17 protein-coding genes are annotated in these 19,946 nt (G+C 72.5%); 9 read left to right on the top strand and 8 right to left on the bottom strand.

Annotated features, from left to right (window positions below; genetic code table 11):
* Positions 1 to 38 precede the first annotated feature (38 nt).
* Together ACZ7L4_RS06575 and ACZ7L4_RS06570 are read left to right on the top strand one after the other, a co-directional pair.
* Positions 39 to 710, top strand: coding sequence for a TetR/AcrR family transcriptional regulator (locus ACZ7L4_RS06575; RefSeq protein WP_422411825.1), 672 nt, complete (start codon positions 39 to 41; stop codon positions 708 to 710).
* Positions 711 to 721: 11 nt separating this feature from the next.
* Positions 722 to 1,540, top strand: coding sequence for a thioesterase family protein (locus ACZ7L4_RS06570; protein ID WP_472100222.1), 819 nt, complete (start codon positions 722 to 724; stop codon positions 1,538 to 1,540).
* A gap of 6 nt (positions 1,541 to 1,546) precedes the next feature.
* Here ACZ7L4_RS06570 and ACZ7L4_RS06565 read toward each other — a convergent pair whose 3' ends face one another.
* Positions 1,547 to 3,136, bottom strand: a complete 1,590-nt coding sequence (locus ACZ7L4_RS06565) for an isocitrate lyase/phosphoenolpyruvate mutase family protein (RefSeq protein WP_472100221.1) — start codon at positions 3,134 to 3,136, stop codon at positions 1,547 to 1,549.
* Positions 3,137 to 3,222: 86 nt separating this feature from the next.
* Here ACZ7L4_RS06565 and ACZ7L4_RS06560 point away from each other — a divergent pair, with 86 nt between their 5' ends.
* Positions 3,223 to 3,696, top strand: a complete 474-nt coding sequence (locus tag ACZ7L4_RS06560) for an SRPBCC domain-containing protein (protein ID WP_472100220.1) — start codon at positions 3,223 to 3,225, stop codon at positions 3,694 to 3,696.
* A 24-nt stretch (positions 3,697 to 3,720) separates the two neighbouring features.
* Here ACZ7L4_RS06560 and ACZ7L4_RS06555 read toward each other — a convergent pair whose 3' ends face one another.
* Complete coding sequence (locus tag ACZ7L4_RS06555) at positions 3,721 to 4,272, bottom strand: putative immunity protein (protein ID WP_472100219.1); 552 nt, start codon at positions 4,270 to 4,272, stop codon at positions 3,721 to 3,723.
* A gap of 213 nt (positions 4,273 to 4,485) precedes the next feature.
* Here ACZ7L4_RS06555 and ACZ7L4_RS06550 point away from each other — a divergent pair, with 213 nt between their 5' ends.
* Positions 4,486 to 5,604 (top strand): LCP family protein, encoded by a 1,119-nt coding sequence (locus ACZ7L4_RS06550; RefSeq protein WP_472100217.1) that lies wholly within the window; start codon positions 4,486 to 4,488, stop codon positions 5,602 to 5,604.
* Positions 5,605 to 5,623: 19 nt separating this feature from the next.
* On the opposite strand, the gene ACZ7L4_RS06545 is transcribed toward ACZ7L4_RS06550, so the two are convergent.
* Positions 5,624 to 6,091: a MarR family winged helix-turn-helix transcriptional regulator gene (locus ACZ7L4_RS06545; RefSeq protein ID WP_472100216.1), complete on the bottom strand. Its 468-nt coding sequence runs from the start codon at positions 6,089 to 6,091 to the stop codon at positions 5,624 to 5,626.
* A 100-nt stretch (positions 6,092 to 6,191) separates the two neighbouring features.
* Here ACZ7L4_RS06545 and ACZ7L4_RS06540 point away from each other — a divergent pair, with 100 nt between their 5' ends.
* A complete protein-coding gene (locus tag ACZ7L4_RS06540; protein WP_472100215.1) occupies positions 6,192 to 7,685 on the top strand; it encodes a UbiD family decarboxylase in 1,494 nt (497 codons plus the stop codon).
* On the opposite strand, the gene ACZ7L4_RS06535 is transcribed toward ACZ7L4_RS06540, so the two are convergent.
* The gene (locus ACZ7L4_RS06535; RefSeq protein WP_472100213.1) at positions 7,600 to 8,571 is read right to left on the bottom strand and encodes a LysR family transcriptional regulator; all 972 of its coding nucleotides are present in this window, start codon (positions 8,569 to 8,571) and stop codon (positions 7,600 to 7,602) included. The genes ACZ7L4_RS06540 and ACZ7L4_RS06535 overlap by 86 nt on opposite strands.
* Positions 8,572 to 8,673: 102 nt before the next feature.
* Here ACZ7L4_RS06535 and ACZ7L4_RS06530 point away from each other — a divergent pair, with 102 nt between their 5' ends.
* A complete protein-coding gene (locus ACZ7L4_RS06530) occupies positions 8,674 to 9,507 on the top strand; it encodes an oxidoreductase (RefSeq protein WP_472100212.1) in 834 nt (277 codons plus the stop codon).
* Positions 9,508 to 9,526: 19 nt separating this feature from the next.
* On the opposite strand, the gene ACZ7L4_RS06525 is transcribed toward ACZ7L4_RS06530, so the two are convergent.
* The gene (locus ACZ7L4_RS06525; protein WP_472100210.1) at positions 9,527 to 10,099 is read right to left on the bottom strand and encodes a dihydrofolate reductase family protein; all 573 of its coding nucleotides are present in this window, start codon (positions 10,097 to 10,099) and stop codon (positions 9,527 to 9,529) included.
* Positions 10,100 to 10,224: 125 nt separating this feature from the next.
* On the bottom strand, positions 10,225 to 11,238 hold the full coding sequence (locus ACZ7L4_RS06520; protein WP_472100208.1) for a LacI family DNA-binding transcriptional regulator: 1,014 nt from the start codon (positions 11,236 to 11,238) through the stop codon (positions 10,225 to 10,227).
* Between the two features lie 124 nt (positions 11,239 to 11,362).
* On the opposite strand from ACZ7L4_RS06520, the gene ACZ7L4_RS06515 reads away from it, so the two are divergent.
* The 3 genes from ACZ7L4_RS06515 (at position 11,363) to ACZ7L4_RS06505 (ending at position 15,258) form a co-directional block, all read left to right on the top strand.
* Positions 11,363 to 12,424 (top strand): C45 family autoproteolytic acyltransferase/hydolase, encoded by a 1,062-nt coding sequence (locus ACZ7L4_RS06515; RefSeq protein ID WP_472100207.1) that lies wholly within the window; start codon positions 11,363 to 11,365, stop codon positions 12,422 to 12,424.
* A gap of 37 nt (positions 12,425 to 12,461) precedes the next feature.
* On the top strand, positions 12,462 to 13,784 hold the full coding sequence (locus ACZ7L4_RS06510) for an MFS transporter (RefSeq protein WP_472100206.1): 1,323 nt from the start codon (positions 12,462 to 12,464) through the stop codon (positions 13,782 to 13,784).
* A 112-nt stretch (positions 13,785 to 13,896) separates the two neighbouring features.
* Complete coding sequence (locus ACZ7L4_RS06505; RefSeq protein ID WP_472100205.1) at positions 13,897 to 15,258, top strand: MFS transporter; 1,362 nt, start codon at positions 13,897 to 13,899, stop codon at positions 15,256 to 15,258.
* A gap of 78 nt (positions 15,259 to 15,336) precedes the next feature.
* Here the strand turns inward: ACZ7L4_RS06505 and ACZ7L4_RS06500 are convergent, their stop codons facing one another.
* Positions 15,337 to 18,276, bottom strand: a complete 2,940-nt coding sequence (locus ACZ7L4_RS06500) for an FAD-binding and (Fe-S)-binding domain-containing protein (RefSeq protein WP_472100204.1) — start codon at positions 18,274 to 18,276, stop codon at positions 15,337 to 15,339.
* Positions 18,277 to 18,598: 322 nt separating this feature from the next.
* Positions 18,599 to 19,867: an aspartate aminotransferase family protein gene (locus tag ACZ7L4_RS06495; RefSeq protein ID WP_472100202.1), complete on the bottom strand. Its 1,269-nt coding sequence runs from the start codon at positions 19,865 to 19,867 to the stop codon at positions 18,599 to 18,601.
* Positions 19,868 to 19,946 lie beyond the last annotated feature (79 nt).

The following is a 19,946-nucleotide window of genomic DNA, read 5'->3' as shown; positions in this document are numbered from 1 at the left end:
GCGGGATCGACAACGGGTGCGCAGGGGGTGACGACCGGATGACACGCAAGGCGGAGCGGATCGCGGCCAAGGACAACGCCTGGCAGTGGAGCCGCACGGAGCAGACCCGCCGGAACCTCCTCGACGCCGCCCGCGAGGTCTTCTGCGAGCAGGGGTTCACCGATACGGCGATCGTCGCGGTGGTGCGCAGGGCCGGCTCCAGCGTCGGCAGTCTCTACCACCACTTCGGTGGCAAGACGGAGCTGTTCGTGGCGCTGTGGGAGGACTACGAGGACTCGCGCGAGCGCGAGGCGGCCGAGGCGGTGGCCGCGGCGCGGGCGGCGGGCGAGAGCGATCCGCTGGAGCTGTTCCTCGTCGGCACCCGCAGCTTCCTGGAGGGCTGCTGGCGGCGGCGCGACCTGATCGAGCTGTGGATGGACGGCGACGGGCCGCCAGGCTTCGAGTTGATGCGCCGGGCGCGGGGCCGTGAGTGGATCCGGCAGAACTCGGTGCTGCTCGAAGCGGGCAGCGAACCGGTGGACCGGCTCGTGGTCGGCGTCCTCACGTCCGTCATCGGGGAGGCGGGCCGGGAGATCGGCACGTGTGCGCGCAAGCGGGACGCGGACGCGATCTGTCACGCCACGCTCGCCCTCATCCGCAGGCTGGACCCGCTGCACATCGATCCGCTCCGGATCGCCGACCCCCGTATGCACCGACGTACGACGCACTGAAAGGAACACACGTGGCACAGACCGAGGACGAGGCGCCCTACTTCACGCGGAACGAGGACACGGCCGATGCCGCGGGCTCCGCGGAGACCTTCGTGCCCGAGTCGCACGCGCGCGGCTGGTGGGCGCCCGGCACGGTGCACGGCCGGCTCCTGGGCGGACTCCTCGCGCGCTCCCTCGAGCGCGAACACGCCGAGGAGGGGCTGCACTTCGCGCGGCTCACCGTCGATCTGTTCCGCACCGCGCCGTTCGCCCCGGTCGGTGTCACGACGCAGCGGGTCCGCGACGGGCGGCGGATCCGCGTCGCCGACGCCATCGCGCACGGCGCCGACGGCAGGCCGCTGGCGCGGGCCAGTGCCGTCCTGCTGCGCACCGCCGCACCGCCGCCCGGGCACATTCCCGCGACCGGCCAGTGGGACGCGCCGCCGGCCCAGGAGCTGCTGGCGCCGCACGGGCGCACCCAGTTCCTGCGGTTCGACGAGGAGCTGCGGCCCGTACGGGAGTGGAGCGGCGATCAGCGGCGGCGCTCCTGGATGCGCGATGCCCGGCCGCTGGTGGGCGGGGAGGCCCTGTCGCCGCTGGTCCGCGCCGCGCTGGCCGCCGACACGGCGAGCCCCCTCGCGCACGCGGGCGACGCCGGTCTGCGCTACATCAACGCCGACTACACCCTGTCCCTGAGCCGGCTCCCGCTCAGCGACGAGATCGGCCTGGAGGCCACGGGGCACACGGCCGAGGACGGCATCGCCGTCGGGCACTGCACGCTGTACGACGCGGCGGGCCCGATCGGCTACTGCACGACGACGGCGCTCGCGAACCCCGCGCCGGAGCACTGACCGCCGCTACAGTCCCTGCACTTGCGCGTACGAGAGTGTGTCGCCGGTGGGCCGCCGTCCGTCGCGAACGGCCCGCGCGGTGGCCACGGCCTCGCCGAGCGCCCGCCGGTAGAGCAGCGAGCCGAGGCTGACGCGGCGGACGCCGAGCGCGGCGAGTTCGTCGAGGGTCGGCCCGGTCGGCGAGTAGAGGATGTTGAGGGGCAGCTCGAAGCGGGAGGCGAGGGCGCGGATCCGGTCGGGCTCGGCGAGGCCGGGCACGAACAGGCCGTCGGCGCCTGCCTGTTGGTACGCGGTGAGGCGCCGCACCGTCTCCTCGTCGCCGGTGTGCCCGCCCAGCCAGTACGTGTCGGTGCGGGCGTTGACGAACAGATCCGGGACGGCCGCCTTGACCGCCGCGATCTTCGCGGCATGCCGGTCGACCGGGCTGAGGGTGCCGTCCGCGCGCCCGTCCTCCAGGTTGATCCCGACGGCGCCCGCGGCACTCAACTGGCGTGCGAGGCCGGCGACTTCCTCCGGATCGTCGCTGAACCCGCCCTCCATGTCGACGGTGAACAGGAGCGAGGTGCGTCCGAGGGCGCGGGCCAGGGCGAGGGTCGCGTCGGCGGTGGCACCCGCGCCGTCCGGGAGCCCGGCCGCGGCGGCCACGCCGAGGCTGGTGGTTCCGACGGCCTCGAAGCCCTCGCCCGCGAGCGCGGCGGCGGAGGCGCGGTCCCAGGCGTTCGGCAGCAGCAGCGGGGTGGCTCCCCGGTGCAGGTCGGCGAAGCGGGTGGGGCGGCGGTGCGCGAGGGCGCCCGCGGCCAGCGCCATGGCGTGGTCCCGGCCGGGACAGACGCGCGGCGGCGCCCCGAAGGCGAGCGGCTCGTCGGTGTCCGTGGGGGCGGCGGCCGTGGCGTCGAGGAGGACGAGGTCCCCGGCGGCGATGTCCCGACCGGCGACGCGGGTGTCGCGGGCGGCGACGCGGCGCAGGACGCGGACGGGCGGGTCGTCGCGCAGCGTGTCGCGGAGCAGCCGCTCGACGGGACGGGCGTCGGCGGGGGCGGCGTCGGCGTGCCGCACCAGGGCGGCGGTCGCGTCACGCGCCTGGACGAGGAGACAGATGCGGGCGGCAGCGAACTCTGCGGTGTCCGGGGCACATTCGAGGTGCGGGCGACCTCGGCTCTCCTCCTGCTCATGCGCCGGCGGGGTCAACAGCTCCACCAACTGCGCCACCGCCGCGTCGGCCTCCGGGTCCTCGCCGCCGAAGTAGACGGGCGCCACCGCTCCGACCGCCTTCGCCACGGCGTCGGGCTCGCGGTAGCCCAGGGCCTCGGCGAGGGTTCTCACCACGTGCGGGGCCGCGGCCTCGGACTCGGGCCACCGGGCGGCCGCCGCCCGCAGCCGCGCCACGTCGAGGCGGGCCAGTTCGGTCTCCACGAGCGCGCGGCGCCGCGCGTGCCGCGCCCCCGAGTCGAACCGGGGCACCGAGGCCCGCAGCCAGGCCATGGACGCGCCCTCCTTCCCCTCGGGGGCCGCGGGCGGCTCCGGTACCAGGTCCGGGTCGGCCAGCGCCGCACGCACGTCCTCGTAGCGGGCGATCTCATGCACGGTTCGGTTCATGCCACCGACGCTAGGCGCGGAACGCTTCGGGACCCGCCGAAACGTCCTCGCAGGCCGGGCAATGCCGCGGACGCTACGCTCGGCCGATGTACTCGACCGAGCTCTCCCGGCACGTGAACGCGCCCCGTGCCGCCGTCTACCGGGCGCTCATCGACGCGGACGCCGTCGCGCACTGGCGGGTGCCCGTCGGCATGACCAGCCAGGTGCACGAGTTCGACGCCCGCGAGGGCGGCAGGTTCCGCGTCTCGCTCACCTACGACGCGCCGACCGAGACCGGCAAGTCGGCCTCGCACACCGACACGTACCACGGCCATTTCGCGCGGCTCGTGCCCGACGAGCAGGTGGTCGAGGTGCTCGCCTTCGAGTCCGCCGACCCCGCGCTGCGCACGACGATGACGATGACCACCACGCTCACTGACGCGGACGGTGGGACCGAGGTGCGGATGCTGCACGAGGGGATCCCCGACGTCGTGCCCGCCGACCAGAACGAGACGGGCACGCGGATGGCGCTGGAGAACCTCGCCCGGCTCGTGGAGACGGACCCCCGGTTCGGCGGCTGAGTCCGGCCACCGGCCGGTCCCCCACTACACCTGGTGCGTACCGCGCAAGGCCGCGTCGAGGGTGCTCATCAGGTGTGCCACGCGCGCCTTTCCTCGCGGCGCCTCGGGGTACCGGCTCAGCACGTCGATGACGACCGGGGTGGCGCGCCGCCCGGCCTGCTCAATGGCCCGCTCCCCCACGTCCGGGTCACCGCCCTCGGCCAGCTCGGCCACGCGGGCCGCGCAGGCGGTGGCCCGCAGGATGTGGCCGACCTGCGTGGCCTTCGCGATCGGGTGCAGATACGCGGCGGAGGCGGCGTCACCGGCGGCACGCGCGGCGAGGCGCACGGCTTCGGTCTCCGCCTCCGCGGCGGCCCGGTGCGCGTCGAGCGCGGTCACCCGCTGCGACCGGGACCGGTTCGCGCCGTTCACGAACTCCCACGCGGCGTCGACGGCCGCGCGGGGCCGCGGGTCGTCCGGCGCCGCCGCCTCGAACACGGGGAGCACCTGCTCGGCGCTCTCCACAGCGAACCGTGCGACCGCGCGCAGCTCGTCCATGGTCAGGTCGAAGTCCCCGGTCACGGTCGTCGTCGCCATGGCCCGATCCTCTCACCGCGCCGCGATGGGGCCCCAAGCCCCGGCGGGGTCGGGCCCTTCGCCCCTGTCGGCGGCCCGGCCGCCTGGGCGACGGTATGAGGTCGGGAGAGGAATGCCCGTGTGCACCGCAGCGCGCACCCGCCTCCCCCAGCAGCCCGCCGCACGCACCGCCACCGGTCCGGGCCGGCCCCTCCACGGAAAGGTTCCTCACCGATGGCCACGCGCGAAGGACGACGGCTCCCACTGCCCGGACGGAACCCGGACAAGCCTCGCCGCAGGGCCGAACGCACCCGTAAGCAGCGCATCGGCCGCCGGGCCCTCTGGGCCGTCGCGCTCCTCCTGGTCGTCTGCCTCGGCGCGGCCGGCTGCGCGTACTGGCGCCTGGACCACAACGTGTCCGGCATCGACCTGTCCCAGGTGCTGACCGACGCCGACGACTCCGGCGAGATGAACATCCTCGTCATCGGTTCGGACTCCCGCTCCGGCGACAACGGCGACCACGCCGGTGGTGACACCGGTGGCACCTCACGCTCGGACACCACGGCCGTCGTGCACATCAACGAGGACCACACCGAGGCCGAGACCGTGTGGATCCCGCGCGACACCCTCGTCGACATCCCCGCGTGCACCGACGGCGACGGGGACGCGGTGCCCGCGCGGCAGGACGCCATGTTCAACTCGGCGTACAGCGAGGGCGGCCCGGAGTGCACGGTGAAGACCGTGGAGCACATGTCGGGTCTCGAGCTGAACCACTATGTGGAGCTCGACTTCTCCGGGTTCGTGCAGTTCATCGACGACATCGGCGGTGTCACCGTCACCACGACCGAGGACATCGACGACCCGGACAGCGGCTTCGACGAGCCGGCCGGCACCCATCACCTCGACGGCGACGAGGCCCTCGCCTTCGTGCGCACCCGGCACGGGGTCGGCGACGGCTCGGACCTGGACCGCATCACCCTGGAACAGCAGATGGCGACCGCCGTGATCGACCAGGTGAAGGGCCTCGACCTGGTCGCGCACCCGAAGAAGGCCTACGACCTCGCGTCCGATCTGACGAAGTCCCTGACCACGGACACCGGTCTGGACTCCGTGAGCTCCCTCCTGGGCCTCGGCAAGAGCCTGACCGGTATCGGGGCCGACGACGTCACCCAGGTGACCCTGCCCACCGAGACCGCCCCCAGCGACCCCAACCGTGTCGCCCCCAAGGAGCCGGACACGGGCCAGGTCTGGGACGCGCTCAAGAACGACCGACCCATCCCATCCTCGGTCGTGCACGGTCAGCGGGAGAACCCGGCGAACTCCTCGACGGCGAACTCCTCCGCGTCCAAGTGACGCGTGCCGGTGTCACACCTCAAGGCCGCAGCTGACGCGTCGTCACCCGTCGCAGCATCCGCAGGAACTCCTCCCGCTCCTCCGCCGTGAGCACGTCGAGCAGCTGGTCGCTCACGTCCGTGACGCCGGGCGCCAGGCGCGTCACCAGGCGACGGCCGCTCTCCGTGATGCGGACGAGTTTGCGGCGGCGGTCGCGTTCGTCCTTCTCGAGCTCCAGCAGGCCCCTGCCGCGCAGTCGCTCCAGGAGCGGGGCGGCCGTCGACTTGTCGAGGTGGGCCAGGGTGCCGAGCGTGCCCTGATCCATGTCGCCGTGCAGGTCGAGCAGGCTCAGGACGGTGAACTGCGGTCCGGTGAGGTCCTGGTGGACCTGCTCGTACCAGAGCCGCGTGTGCAGCTGGTTGAGCTGGCGGGCGAGCGGCCCGAGCCCGTCGAGTGCTGCTTCGAGGGCCTCGGCGTGCGCGCTCTCGCGGGACGACGGACGGGGCATCGGTGGGGACCCTCCCTTGATTAGGACGTACACGTACTTTACCGTGAGGAAGGTAGGACGTGTACGTAATAACTGTGTGTGATGAAGCAAGGGGTCTGTCATGACGCAACGCGGCAGCGCGCTCAACTTCCGTGACTTCGTGGAGGAGTTGATCGAGACGGGCGACGCGGTCGACATCCGTCAACCGGTCAGCCCCACCCTTGAGGTCGGCGCCATCACGCGGCGCGTGTACGAGACGCGCGGCCCCGCCCCCTTGTTCAGCAACCTCACCGAGGGTGCGCCCGGGCACCGCGTCCTCGGCGCTCCGGCCGGTCTCACCGGCCGTGCGGACGGTGCGTACGGCCGGCTCGCCGCGCACTTCGGACTGCCCCGCGAGACGACGCCGCGCGAACTGCTGGAGCGGCTCATCTCCGCGATGCACGCCGATCCCCTCGCCCCGCGCGTCGTGGCCGACGGCCCCTGCAAGGAGAACCTGCTGACGGGCGAGGACGTCGACCTCACCCGCTTCCCCGTCCCGCTCCTGCACGCCGAGGACGGCGGGCGGTACTTCGGGACGTACGGCTTCCATGTCGTGCGCACACCGGACGGGAGGTGGACCAGTTGGTCCGTCAGCCGCACCATGCTGCACGGTCCGCGCACACTCGTCGGCCCCGCGATGCCGCAGCAGCACCTCGGAATGATCCACCAGATGTGGCGCGAGCGGGGCGAGCCCACCCCCTGGGCCATGGTCCTCGGGGCGCCGCCCGCCGCGCTCGCGGCCGCGGGCATGCCGCTGCCCGCCGAGGTGAACGAGGACGGATACGTGGGCGCCCTCGCCGGCAGCCCCGTCGACGTCGTCCGCACCGAGCTGCACGACCTGCACGTGCCCGCCAACTCCGAGATCGTGCTCGAAGGTTGGATCAGCCCGGACGAGACCGCCCCCGAGGGGCCGATGGGCGAGTACCACGGCTACTCGTTCGCTGCGAGCAAGCAGCAGCCCGTCTTCCACGTGGAGACCGTCACCCACCGCGACGACCCGATCCTGCCGGTGTGCGTGGCGGGTCTGCCGCCGGAGGAGAACCACACCATCTGGGGCACGATGATCTCGGCGACCAGCCTGGACCTGCTGCGCTCCAGCGGGCTTCCCGTCTCCATGGCCTGGTGCTCGTACGAGGCCGCGACGTGCTGGATCGCCGTCGCGGTCGACATCGAGCGGCTGGCAGGAATGGCGATGAGCGAGCGCCGGCTGGCCGACGCCGTCGCCGAGGTGCTGTTCGGCTCGCACACCGGCTGGCTGGTCCCGAAGGTGATCCTGGTCGCCGACGACATCGACGTCACCGACATCGACCAGCTGGTGTGGGCGATGGCGACGCGCTACCACCCCGGCACCGGCGAGTACGTCTACCCGGAGGCACCGGGCATTCCGATGGTCCCGTACCTCACCCCGGAGGAGGCCCGCGCGGGCCGCGGCGGCAAGGCCGTCATCAGTTGCCTGCTCCCCTCCCAACTGGCGGGTGCCGCACCGGGGATCACGGCGTCGTTCCGGAATTCGTACCCCGAGGATGTGCGGCGGAGTGTCGTCGAGAAGTGGGCGGAGTACGGCTTCCGGAACTGAGCGACTCGGCGGCGCGCGCGTACGCGTGCACCAGTGGGCGGCGGTCGTCGGCGCGCCGGGCCAGGACGAAGCGGCTGGGCGAGACGCCGTGGACGGGGCGGGTGACGACGCCGCCGAGGGTGACCAGCGGCGCGTTGCCCGCCGCGAGCAGCACGACACCCAGTTCCGCGGCGAGCGCCTCGTACGTCTCCTCGGTGCTGGCCACCTCCGCGCCGACGACCGCGGGTTTCCCGCCGCGGGCCTCGGTGGCGAGCCAGTAGTCCCGCAGCGGTCCGGCGCTTTCGGGCAGCGCGAGGAACGGCTCGTCGAGGAGGTCGGCGAAGTCGACGCTCTCGCGTGCGGCCAGCGGGTGCGTCTCGGCCATGGCGACCAGGCGGGGTTCCTCGGCGACCGGCACCCACCGGTAGCGCTCCTGCTCGGGCAGCGGCAGCCAGACGAACGCGACGTCGCTCGTGCCGTCGGCGAGACCCGCGGTCGAGTCGTCCCAGGTCACCTGCCGGACCCTCAGCCGGGTGCCGGGATGCTCGGCGGTGAACCGGGAGCGGATCGCGGGCAGCATTCCACCACGACCCGGGCTCGTGCTCATCCCCACCACGAGGGCCGTCGCCCGCTCGGCCATCACCTTGGCGACCGTCTCCCGGGCGGCCTCCCACTCGGCGACCAGCCGGCGGGCGTGCGGCAGCAGCGCGGCACCGACCTCGGTCAGCCGGACGGCACGTCGGTCGCGCTCGAACAGCGCGGCCCCCACCTGCTTCTCCAGCATCCTGATCTGCTTGCTCAGCGCGGGCTGCGAGACGTACAGCCGCTCGGCCGCACGCGTGAAGTGGAGCTCCTCGGCCACCGCGGTGAAGTACCTCAGGTCCCGCCCATGAACGTCCATAACCATCGGCTATCACGGCAGATCTTGGACGGGCAACTGGATTGCCCAGCAAGGTGGTTCGCGAACGGGCCGCCGACAGCGGCGGCCCGCAGGGCGGAGGGGAACACCATGAACAGGGTTTGGCTGGTCACGGGTGCGAGCAGCGGTTTCGGCCGGGCGATCACCGAGGCGGCGGTGGCCGCGGGCGATGTCGTGGTGGCCGCCGCCCGGCGTACCGCGCCGCTCGACGATCTGGTCGCCGCGCACCCGGACCAGGTCGAGACGCTGGCCCTCGATGTCACCGCGATCGACGACGTGCAGGCCGCGGTCGACGGCGTGGCCGCCCGGCACGGCCGGATCGACGTGCTGGTCAACAACGCGGGCCGCGGCATGGTCGGGGCGGTCGAGGAGGCCACCGACGCGGAGCTGCGGGACCTGATGGACCTGCACTTCTTCGGGCCGGCCGCACTCACCCGTGCCGTACTGCCGCACATGCGCCGTCGCGGCTCGGGAACCATCGTCCAACTCACCAGCATGGGCGGCCGGTTCGCGTTCGCCGGGGTCGGCGCGTACTGCGCCACCAAGTTCGCCCTGGAGGGGCTCTCCGAGGCGCTGGCCGCCGAGGTCGCGCCGCTCGGCATCCGGGTGCTGATCGTCGAACCCGGCGCGTTCCGCACGGGCTTCGCCGGTTCCGCCGATCTCACGCCCGTGTCGACGCTGGACGCGTACCAGGACACCGTGGGCCCCGTCCTGTCCGCGCTGCCGGGCGGCAGCGGCCGGGAGCCGGGCGATCCGGCGAAGGCCGCGGCCGCGATCCTGACCGCCGTGGACGCCGACGAGGCCCCGCTGCGCCTGCCGCTCGGCAACGACGCCGTCGACGGAATCACCGCCCAACTGGACGGTTCGCGCGCCGAGTTGGCCACCTGGGAGAAGCTCGCCCGGTCCACCGACTTCGACGCCTGACGACCTACGTCGCGGGACCTCAGCGCACGACGTCGAAGACGTTCTTCTGCAGCCCGTTCGCGTACGCCTCGTGCTCGACGAGCTTCAGGTGCTGGGTGTCCTTGTCTGTGGCGCTGAACAGTCGCTTGCCCGCCCCGAGCAGCAACGGGAAGACCAGCAGGTGGTAGCGGTCGATGAGGCCCGCGTCCGACAGGTTCTGATTGAGGGTGGCGCTGCCGTGCATGATGATCGGGCCGCCCTCGGTCTCCTTCAGCGCGGCGACCTCGTCGAGCGAGCGCAGGATGGTCGTCTCGCCCCAGTCGGACACCAGGTCGCCGGACTTGAGGGTGGTGGACACGACGTACTTGGGCATCGGCTTGTACTCGGCGAACTCCTCCATGCCCGGCCACACGGGGCTGAACGCCTCGTAGCTGACCCGGCCGAGCAGCATCGCGGTGGCCTCGGTCTGTTCCCGGCCCTTGATCTCGAACGCCTCGGGCACGAAGTCGACACCCTTGAACGTCCACCCGGAGTTGCGGTACCCGGACTCTCCGCCCGGCGCCTCCATGACTCCGTCGAGGGACACGAAGGCCGTGCTGATCAGCGTACGCATGTCGGATCTCCCTGGTTCTTCACTCGTCACCGGTCGGCTCTTGCACCAACTAACACCCATGGACCGGCGGATGTGGCAGAACTCATCGGTATACGGCGGGTCGCTGACACGAATCGGTCGGCCGGTCACCTCCGCGTCGACTCGCGCTCCCTCAAATGCGCCCGTGTGATGCGCGGGGCGACCGGCTCCGCGCCCGCGATCAGGGCCTGAAGGATGTCCAGAAGCGCGCCCGAGCTGCCGACGGGGTCCAGTTCGAGCGCGGAGATGGTGGGACGCGCGTTGCGGGAGTGCTCGGAGTCGGAACCGGCGGCCACCATCACCCGGCCGGGGACCTCGACGCCCTGGGCGATGAGGCCCTCCTGGACGCCCGCCGCGTGCCGGCCCGTCAGGCAGAAGACGGCGTCGGGCAGGCCGTCTGCCGCGATCCGGCGGGCGAGTTCGACTCCGCCCTCGACGCCCGCGCGCTCAGCGAGTTCGTAGAGGCGGGCGGGCGTGTTCCGCTCCGCACACCATGACGCATAGGCCTCTTCGTGCTCGTCGTTCCAGGCGTTCGCGTCGGTGCCGCGGACGAGGGCGATACTGCGCGCGCCCCTGGCCGCCAGGTGGTCGAGGACCAGGCGCGCCGAGGCCGCGTCGTCCTCCGACGCCCAGTACGGGAAGTCGGGGCGTCCGGGCGCGCTGCCGTAGGTGACGTAGGGGATGCCGCGCCTGTCGAGCAGGGCGATGACCGGGTCGTCGCGGTGCGGGTTGGTGACGATGTAGCCGTCCATGGAGAACGTCAGCGGTGGGACCGGCGCCCGCGTCAGGTCGGGTACGAGCATCAGGCTCAGACCGCGGGCCAGGGCCTGGGAGGCGGCGGCGCCGACGAACTTCTCGAAGACGTCGACACCCTCGGGCTTGTAGTCGCCGAGCGCGTCGAGGGAGCGGAGCACGAGGCCGACCGCGCCCATCGTGGAGCTGCGCATGCCGCGGGCGAGGGCGTCCGCCGCGTAGCCCATCTCGTCGGCGACCTCGCGGATGTGCTCGCGGGTGGCGGCGCTGAGCGTGCCCTTGCCGTTGAGGGCGTGCGAGACGGCGGTGATGGACACACCGGCCCTGCGCGCCACGTCCTTGATGGTGATGCCCTGGGTGCGCGCCACTCCGCCGCCCCTCCGTATCCCTCTGGTCAATCGTTCCGACCAGGCATTGTATAAAACGTTTTACCTTCCTACCGTGAGCGGCGCCGCACCGACACATGGCCCTGTGGGCCCGGAAGGAACACCCGTGGATCTGCACACCCTGACCACCGACACGGTCGACCCGCGCGAGCGCGGCGCGCTGCTCGGCGGCCGGTTCGGCGACGAGACACGCCGCGTGAGCGCGCTGTACCTGGACCACTTCGCCGCGCTCGGCCTGCCCGCGGAGCGCGTGCGCGAGCTCGCCGAGCGCAGCCACGAGGCGCTGCGCCAGTGGGCTCCGGGGCTCGCCGAGGAGTCGGACGCGTGCGCCGACGCGGCGGGCGTCGAGCGCTGGCAGGTCGCCGCCGTCGGTGCCCGCACGGAGATCCTCGCGGTGTGTCCGCCGGCCGGCGAGGGCGAGTGCTCGACGGCCGTGTACGCGCCCGGGGGCACGGCCCCGCAGACCGTGCAGACGTGGGACTGGCACGAACTCCTCGTCCCCGACGCCCTGTTGCACGAGCTGACGCCTGCGGCCGGCCGCACGGTGAAGCTGTTCACCGAGTTCGGCGCCCCGGCCAAGATCGGGGTGAACGGCGCGGGCCTCGGCGTGCACTTCAACATCCTCTTCCACCGCGCCGACGGCGAGGGCGGCGGTGTCCCCGTGCACGCGGTCGCGCGCCGGATCCTCGACGAGGCCGACACCCTCGACCAGGCCGTGGAGATCGCCCGTTCGGCGCGGGTGACCGCCTCCACCTCGCTCACCGTCGTCACCGCCGAGGGGGCCGCGAGCCTCGAACTGTCCCCGCGCGGCCTCGCCGTGGTGCGACCGGGCGAGGACGGCTGGCTGCTGCACACCAACCACTTCCTCGACCCGGAACTGGCGGACGGTGATGTGTGCCCCGGTGACTCGTCGACGGCCGAGCGGTTCGCCCATCTGCGGGCGGTCCGCGCCGCGCTGCCGGGCCTGACGCCCGCCGAGCGGGCCTCGGCGCTGTGCGGGAGCGAGGGCGCGGGCGCCGTCGTGTGCATGCGGCCGGACGCCGCGAAGCCCCTCCACGAGCAGTGGGGCACCCTCTTCACCGTCGGTCTCGACGTCGCGGGCGGCGCGCTCGACTACGCGGTCGGCACCCCGGCCACCGCCGCCGCTCAGGGCTTCAGCCGCTTCTGACACCGCCCGCTCCCCCGCCGCCCTCCAAGGATCAGCGATGACACAGACCGTCAGACCGCGCTCGCCACAGCGGGCCGACTCCCTGAGCGTGACCCGTACGTTCTTCATCTCCGGCTTCGGCACCGCGCTCGAGTTCTACGACTTCATCATCTACGGGCTCGCCGCAGCCCTCGTCTTCCCCAAGGTGTTCTTCCCCAGCTTCGATCCCACGGTGGGCACCCTCGTCGCGTTCGCGGCGTTCGGCAGCGGCTTCGTCGCGCGCCCGCTCGGGGGCATCGTCATCGGGCACTTCGGCGACCGGATCGGCCGCAAGGCGATGCTCGTGCTCACCCTGCTGGTGATGGGTTCCAGTACGTTCCTCATCGGCTGCCTGCCCACGTACGGCACCCTCGGCGTCGCCGCGCCGGTCCTACTCGTCGCCCTCCGCCTCGTCCAGGGCTTCGCCGCAGGAGGCGAGTGGGGCGGGGCCTCCCTGTTCGGCATCGAGAACGCGCCCGAACACCGCCGCGGGCTGTGGGGCAGTTTCACCAGCGCGGGCATCGGCATCGGCAGCCTCTTCGGGACCGGTGTCTTCACGCTGGTGACCCTGCTCCCCCAGCAGGCGCTGGAGAGTTGGGCCTGGCGGGTGCCGTTCTGGCTGGGCGGTCTTCTGGTCCTCGTCGGTGTCGTGGCCCGCTCCCGGATGCCGCAGGAGGAGCGCCGCACCGAGCACGCGCCGCGCGTACCGATCCTGGACGCCGTGAAGCGGCACCCGCGTCAGATGCTGCTCGCCATCGGCGTCGCCTTCGGCTACAACACCCTCGCCTACATCGGCTCGATCTTCACCGTCACGTACGCGGAGGAACGCGGCTACAGCCACACCCAGTCGCTGCTTCTCCAGGTCGCCGGGTCCGTCGCCTTCATGGTCGCGGTGCCCGTCATGGCGCTGGTCTCCGACCGGTTCGGCCGCAAGCCCGTGGTGATCCTCGGGACCCTCGCGTACGGCGCCTTCTTCTTCGCGTACTTCCCGATGGTGGACGGGCACGTGCTGCTGCTGGCCACGCTCGCGTACGTGGTGGTGAACGTGCTGATGGCGGCGCCCCAGGGCTGCATCCCGGCATTCCTCGGCGAGCAGTTCTCCGCCGCCACCCGCTACTCGTCGATCTCCGCCACGTACCAGGTCGGCGCGGCGCTCGGCGGCGGCACGGCCGCGACGACGGCGACCGCGCTGCTGATCGCCTTCGACGGGAACCCCATCGGCGTCGGGCTCTACTCCGCGGCGGCCGCGCTCGTCCTGGCGCTGTGCGCGTGGGGGCTGCGGGAGACGTTCCGGGTGCCGACGGCCGAGCTCGGCGAGCGGCAGGAAACGCACGTCAACTGAGTTCCGTTGAGCCCTTGCCAAACATTCCGCGCACCTGATCTCATGCTCAGCGATTGCCAACAGTCCAGTTGTTGACAATAGACAACTTGCGATCAGCGGAAGGCGCACCGCCATGGCTCCTCTCTCGCACCAACCGTCCGACGGCGACGGCGGCGGCGGGCGTCCGCCGGTCCCGCCGAGGACCCTTCGCCGCGTCGTGGCCGCCGCCGCCATGGGCAACGCCATCGAGTGGTTCGACTACGGGATCTACGGCTATCTCGCGGTCCACGTCGGCCGCGCGTTCTTCCCCTCCGGCGACTCGCTGTCGCAGATGCTCTCCACGTTCGGTGTGCTCGCGGTGTCGTTCGCGGTGCGGCCCTTCGGCGGGATGGTGTTCGGGCCGCTCGGCGACCGCATCGGCCGGCAGCGGGTGCTGGTCCTGACGCTGTCCCTGATGTCGCTGGCCACCTTCGCGATCGGCGTGCTGCCCACGTACGCGACAGCCGGGGTGGCGGCGCCGCTCCTGCTCGTGCTGTGCCGGATGGTGCAGGGCTTCTCCACCGGTGGCGAGTACGGGGGCGCCGCCACGTTCATGGCGGAGTACGCGCCCGACCGGCGGCGCGGATTCTTCGGCGCGTTCCTGGAGTTCGGCACGCTGATCGGTCTGACGTCGGGCGCCGCGCTCGCCACGTTCGTGTCCACCGCGGTCGATCCGGCGACGGTCGACGCGTGGGCCTGGCGGGTGCCGTTCCTGGTGGCGTTGCCGCTGGGCGCGATCGGCCTGTATCTGCGGATGCGGCTCGAGGACACCCCGGTGTTCCAGGAGATGGCCGAGCGCGAGGCGACGTCGAAGGTGCCGCGCCGCGAGACGCTGCGGCACTGGCGCATGATCGGCATCCTGATGGCCTTCACGCTGCTCCTGAACGTGACCGACTACGCGCTTCTCACCTACATGCCCACGTACTTGAAGTCGGTCCTCGGCATCGGTGACCTGGCGAGCGATGTCGTGCCGATGACCGTGATGGTGGCGATGATGGTGGTCATCCTGCCGATCGGCGCGCTCACCGACCGGGTCGGCCGCAAGCCGGTCGTGCTCACGTCCTGCGTGGGCTCGCTCGTCCTGTCCGTGCCTGCGGTGTGGTTGATCGGCCAGGGCTCGACCGCCGCCACCGTGGCGGGAGTCGCGGTGCTCGGGCTGCTCCTGGTCATGCTGCAGGCCTCGGTGGCCTCCACGCTGCCCGCGCTCTTCCCGGCCCATGTCCGCTACAGCGCCTTCGCGATCGGCTACAACTGCGCCACGTCCCTGTTCGGCGGCACGGCGCCGCTGGCCATCACGGCGCTGATCGCATCGACCGGGGACCATCTGGTGCCGGGCTACTACATGGCGGCGGCCGCGCTGCTGGTCCTGGTGCCGCTGATCCGGATGCCGGAGACGGCGGGCCGGTCGCTGCGCGCCGAGGTGCCTGCGGAGGCGGGGGTCCCGGTCCGGTCGTGAACGCCGCCCCCGGCGTACGGGGGAAAGCTGTGGGGCCGCCGAGGGCGGCCCCACAGTCATGTCGCCGACCGGGACCGGTCAGTCGGCGCGGCGCGCCCTCAGCGCGTCCCTCAGGAGTTCCGCGAGATGGCGCGGGCGGCGGTCGGAGAGTTGGGTGATCTGGGTGCGGCAGCTGTAGCCGTCGGCGAGGACCACCGTGTCGTCGGCGGCCTCGCGCAGGGCCGGGAGGAGCGCCTGTTCGCCGACCGCGACCGACACGTCGTAGTGGCCTTCCTCGAACCCGAAGTTGCCGGCCAGGCCGCAGCAGCCGGAGTCGAGGCGCCCGCTGTCCACGCCGACGCGGGCGAGCACCCGGTCGTCCGCCTTGCTGCCGAGGGTGGCGTGCTGGTGGCAGTGGGTCTGGGTCAGGGCGGTGACGTCGTCGAGCCGGCCGAAGTCGACGTCGGGGGCGCGCTGGTCGAGGAGTTCGGCGAGGGTCATGGTCTGGTCGGCGAGCCGCTTCGCGCGCGGGTCGTCCGGGAACAGCTCCGTGGCGTCCGTACGGAACAGGGACGTGCAGCTGGGCTCCAGGCCGATGAGCGGCATGCCCTCCTGGAGGTACGGGTCGACGGCCTTGAGGGTGCGTTCCAGGACCTTCTTGGCCATGTCGAGCTGGCCCGTGGTGTGCCAGGTCAGTCCGCAGCACAGGCGGTCGGGCGGCAGCACCACTTCGAAGCCCGCGTGTTCGAGGACGAGGACCGCCGCGCGGCCGACCTCGGGCGACATGAACTCGGTGAAGGTGTCGGGCCAGAGGAGGACCTTGCCGCGGCTGCCGGGGGACGGCACGTTCCGGCGCTTCTTGTAGCTCGTGCGGAAGCGGCGTCCCGCGAAGGGCGGGACCGGGCGCTCGGGAGCGATGCCGCCCGCCTTCTTGAGGAGGGACACCGCCTTCTTGTTGCGGGTCACCGCGTTGACGAGGCCGGGTGCGAGGCCCGCTAGGTGGGACCAGACGGGCAGCCAGCCGAGTGCGTAGTGGGAGGCGGGGCGGCGCTTGCCCTTGTAGTGGTGGTACAGGAACTCCGCCTTGTAGGAGGCCATGTCGACGCCCACCGGGCAGTCGCTCTTGCAGCCCTTGCAGGACAGGCACAGGTCGAGGGCCTCGGCGGCCTCCTCGGACTGCCAGCCGTCGGTGATGACGTCGCCCTGGACCATTTCGTAGAGCACGCGTGCGCGCCCGCGCGTGGAGTCCTTCTCGTCCCCGGTGGCGCGGTAGCTCGGACACATCACGCCGCCGGACGCCGTACGGCACTTGGCGATGCCGACGCAGCGGCGCAGCGCCTTGGTGAGGTCGCCGTCGTCCTCGGCGAGCGCGAGCGTCGTGGTGAGCTGGAGCGTGGGGCGGTGGCCCGCGGTGATGCGCAGGCGTTCGTCGGCGGGGCGCGGGTGGACGAGGATGCCGGGGTTGAGCCGGTTCTCCGGGTCCCAGACCGCCTTGAACTCGCCGAACGCCTCCATCGCCTCCTCGCTGTAGACCAGCGGCAGGAACTCGGCGCGGGCCTGCCCGTCGCCGTGTTCGCCGGAGAGCGTGCCGCCGTGGCGGGCGACGAGTTCGGCGGCGTCCTTCATGAACGTACGGAAGATCCGCACTCCTTCGGCCGTCGCGTGGTCGAAGTCGATGCGGATGTGCACGCAGCCCTCGCCGAAGTGGCCGTACGGGGTGCCCTGGAGGCCGTGCGACTCCAGCAGAGCGGCCAGGTCGCGCAGATAGTCGCCGAGGTGTTCGACGGGCACGGCGGAGTCCTCCCAGCCGGGCCAGGCCTCGGAGCCGTCGGGGGCGCGGGTGGCGAGGCCCGAGCTGTCCTCGCGGATGCGCCAGAGGGCCGCCTGTTCCTTGGGGTCCTGGACGAGGCGTACGTCGACGGCGCCGGTGTCCTTCAACAGGGCCTCGGCGCGGGCCCGTTCGGCCTCCGGGTCGGGCGTCGTGTCCGCGTGGCCGAACTCGCACAGCAGCCAGCCCGCGCCCTCGGGGAGCATCTCCTCGGGGCGGGCGTCGGGGACGTTGCGGCGCAGCGCCGCGACCTGGTCGCCGCCGAGGCCCTCGCAGGCGATGGGTTCGTGGCGCAGGACGTGGCGTGCGGCGTCGCCCGCGGCGGGCAGGTCGGAGAAGCCGAGGGCCACGAGGGTGCGGCGGGCCGGGAGGTCGACGAGCTTGATGGTCGCCGACACGACGACGGCGCAGGTGCCTTCGGTGCCGACCAGCGCCGCCGCGAGGTCGAAGCCCTTCTCCGGGAGGAGGTGTTCGAGGCTGTAGCCGGAGACCTGGCGGCGGAAGCGGCCGAACTCCGTGCGCAGCATGGCCAGATGCCGGTCGCGCAGGTCCCGCAGGCGGGCGTGGATCTCGCCGGTGCGCCCGCCCTCGTCTATGACCTGCTGCAACTCGTCGGCGTCGAGGGAGCGCAGCCGGATGCGTTCGCCGTCGTAGGTGAGGACCTCGAGTTCGACGATGTTGTCGGCGGTGCGGCCCCAGGCCACCGAGTGGGTGCCGCAGGCGTTGTTGCCGATCATGCCGCCGATGGTGCAGCGGGCGTGCGTGGAGGGGTCGGGGCCGAAGCGCAGGCCGTGCGGTTTGCAGGCGTCCTGGAGGCGGTCGAGGACGACGCCGGGTTCGACGCGGGCGGTGTGTGCCTCGGCGTCGATGTCGAGGATGCGGTTCAGTGACCGGGACGTGTCGATGACGACTCCGTCGCCGACGGCCTGTCCCGCGATGGAGGTGCCCGCGCCGCGCAGGGTGACGGCGACGTCGAGTCCGTGGCAGGCGGCGAGCGCCGCCGCCAACTCGTCCGTGTCGGCGGGCAGTACGACGGCCGCGGGCACCTGCCGGTACACGGAGGCGTCCTGTGCGTACTCGGCGCGCCGCCGCTTCCCGAAGGCGACCTCGCCGTGCGGCACGGCCTCCCGCAGCGCGCGCTCCAGCTTCGCCGGGTCGGGCGCGTCGGGGCGGGGCGCGGCGGATCCGGTGGTGGCGACGGGGGCGGACATGGTGGCTCCTTCGGGCGGGCGGGGTGGTGCTGCTGCTGGAGGTGAGCGTCTCAAGATCGCTGCGGCGGGGTGGCGGAATTGCGGCATCGCGGGGCCATGCGGGCCTTGGGGCGGGTGCTGCCCGCGCCGGGTGCCGCCCTCTGCCCTCCCGTTCCGGCCAAGGTGGGCGGCCCAAGTGCCCGCAGCGACGGCGGCCGCCCGGTCGCTCACGGGCCGGCCGCCGCGCCGGGGAAGCACGTCGCCCCGGCGCGGCGGGGCCGGCCGGGGCGACGACGGCACCCGGGGCCGCGTCGGAACGCCGCCCCGGTTCCCACCGGAGGTGTCAGCCGAGGACCGCCGCGACGGACTCGCGCCACAGCCGCAGGCCCTCGTCGATGTCCTCGCCGTTCACGACGAGCGGCGGGATCATCCGGACGACCTGGCCCTGCGTCCCGCAGGTGAGCAGCAGCAGTCCGCGCTCGGACGCGGCGGCGTGCACGCGGGCGGCGGTGGCGCCGTCCGGCTCGCCGTCGGCGGTGACGAACTCGATGCCCGCCATCAGGCCGAGGCCCCGCACGTCGCCGATGCCTCCCTGGCCGCCCACCGGGTAGGACTCGGCGACCTCGCGCAGGCCGGCGAAGAGCTGCGCCCCGCGCTCCGCGGCGTTCTCGACGAGCTTCTCCTCCTGGATGACGTCGAGCGTGGCGATGGCGGCGGCGCACGCCACGGCGTTGCCGCCGTACGTGCCGCCCTGCGAGCCGGGCCAGGCCTTGGCCATGAGGTCCTTGGACGCGGCGATCGCGGACAGCGGGAAGCCGCTGGCCAGGCCCTTGGCGGTGACGATGATGTCGGGCTTGCCGTCGAAGTGGTCGTGGCCCCAGAACCTGCCGGTGCGGCCGAACCCGGTCTGCACCTCGTCGATGATCAGCAGGATGCCGTGCCGGTCGGCGCGCTCGCGCAGGCCGCGCAGGAAGGCCGTGTTCGCGGGAACGTAGCCGCCCTCGCCGAGGACCGGCTCCACGATGAACGCGGCGGTGTCGGCGGGCGTGGTGACGGTGGCGAGCAGCTGGTCCAGCTCGCGCAGCGCGAACTTGGTCGCGGTCTCCTCGTCCCAGCCGTAGTAGAAGCAGTTGGGGAACGGCGCGAGCGCGACGCCCGACATCAGCGGGCCGTAGCCGGAGCGGAACTTGGTGGCCGACGTGGTCATCGACGCGGCGGCGAGCGTACGGCCGTGGAAGCCACCCTGGAAGGCGACGATGTTGGGCCGACCGGTGGCCTGCTTGGCGAGGCGCATCGCGGCCTCGACGGCCTCGGAACCAGAGTTGACGAAGAAGAGCGAGTCCAGTCCGTTCGGCAGCACCTCGCCCAGGCGCGCGCTGAGCGTGCGCAGCGGCTTGTGCATCACCGTCGTGTACTGGCCGTGGATGAGCTTGCCGACCTGCTCCTGCGCGGCGGCCACGACCTTCGGGTGGCAGTGCCCGGTGGACGTGACGCCGATGCCGGCGGTGAAGTCCAGGTGGGCGCGGCCGGACTCGTCGTAGAGACGGACACCCTCGCCGCGTTCGGCCAGGACGGGGGTGGCCTGCTTGAGGACGGGGGACAAGGCACTCATGGACGGCTCCTCGCTCGGTGACCGTAGTACTTCACGGATCTTCTACGGAGATCAACATCGGGCTGCGTCGTAGGATTGT

It is taken from the genome of Streptomyces sp. NPDC107575 (genome assembly GCF_055657265.1).
The sequence above is the reverse complement of the archived record's forward strand: the minus strand, read 5'-3'. Positions and strand labels throughout refer to the sequence as shown.

Coding starts and splice junctions, on each gene's coding strand:
- ACZ7L4_RS06575 (WP_422411825.1), top strand. CDS start 39: ATGACACGCAAGGCGGAGCGGATCGCGGCCAAGGACAACGCCTGGCAG.
- ACZ7L4_RS06565 (WP_472100221.1), bottom strand. CDS start 3,136: ATGAACCGAACCGTGCATGAGATCGCCCGCTACGAGGACGTGCGTGCG.
- ACZ7L4_RS06560 (WP_472100220.1), top strand. CDS start 3,223: ATGTACTCGACCGAGCTCTCCCGGCACGTGAACGCGCCCCGTGCCGCC.
- ACZ7L4_RS06555 (WP_472100219.1), bottom strand. CDS start 4,272: ATGGCGACGACGACCGTGACCGGGGACTTCGACCTGACCATGGACGAG.
- ACZ7L4_RS06550 (WP_472100217.1), top strand. CDS start 4,486: ATGGCCACGCGCGAAGGACGACGGCTCCCACTGCCCGGACGGAACCCG.
- ACZ7L4_RS06545 (WP_472100216.1), bottom strand. CDS start 6,091: ATGCCCCGTCCGTCGTCCCGCGAGAGCGCGCACGCCGAGGCCCTCGAA.
- ACZ7L4_RS06540 (WP_472100215.1), top strand. CDS start 6,192: ATGACGCAACGCGGCAGCGCGCTCAACTTCCGTGACTTCGTGGAGGAG.
- ACZ7L4_RS06535 (WP_472100213.1), bottom strand. CDS start 8,571: ATGGTTATGGACGTTCATGGGCGGGACCTGAGGTACTTCACCGCGGTG.
- ACZ7L4_RS06530 (WP_472100212.1), top strand. CDS start 8,674: ATGAACAGGGTTTGGCTGGTCACGGGTGCGAGCAGCGGTTTCGGCCGG.
- ACZ7L4_RS06525 (WP_472100210.1), bottom strand. CDS start 10,099: ATGCGTACGCTGATCAGCACGGCCTTCGTGTCCCTCGACGGAGTCATG.
- ACZ7L4_RS06510 (WP_472100206.1), top strand. CDS start 12,462: ATGACACAGACCGTCAGACCGCGCTCGCCACAGCGGGCCGACTCCCTG.
- ACZ7L4_RS06505 (WP_472100205.1), top strand. CDS start 13,897: ATGGCTCCTCTCTCGCACCAACCGTCCGACGGCGACGGCGGCGGCGGG.
- ACZ7L4_RS06500 (WP_472100204.1), bottom strand. CDS start 18,276: ATGTCCGCCCCCGTCGCCACCACCGGATCCGCCGCGCCCCGCCCCGAC.
- ACZ7L4_RS06495 (WP_472100202.1), bottom strand. CDS start 19,867: ATGAGTGCCTTGTCCCCCGTCCTCAAGCAGGCCACCCCCGTCCTGGCC.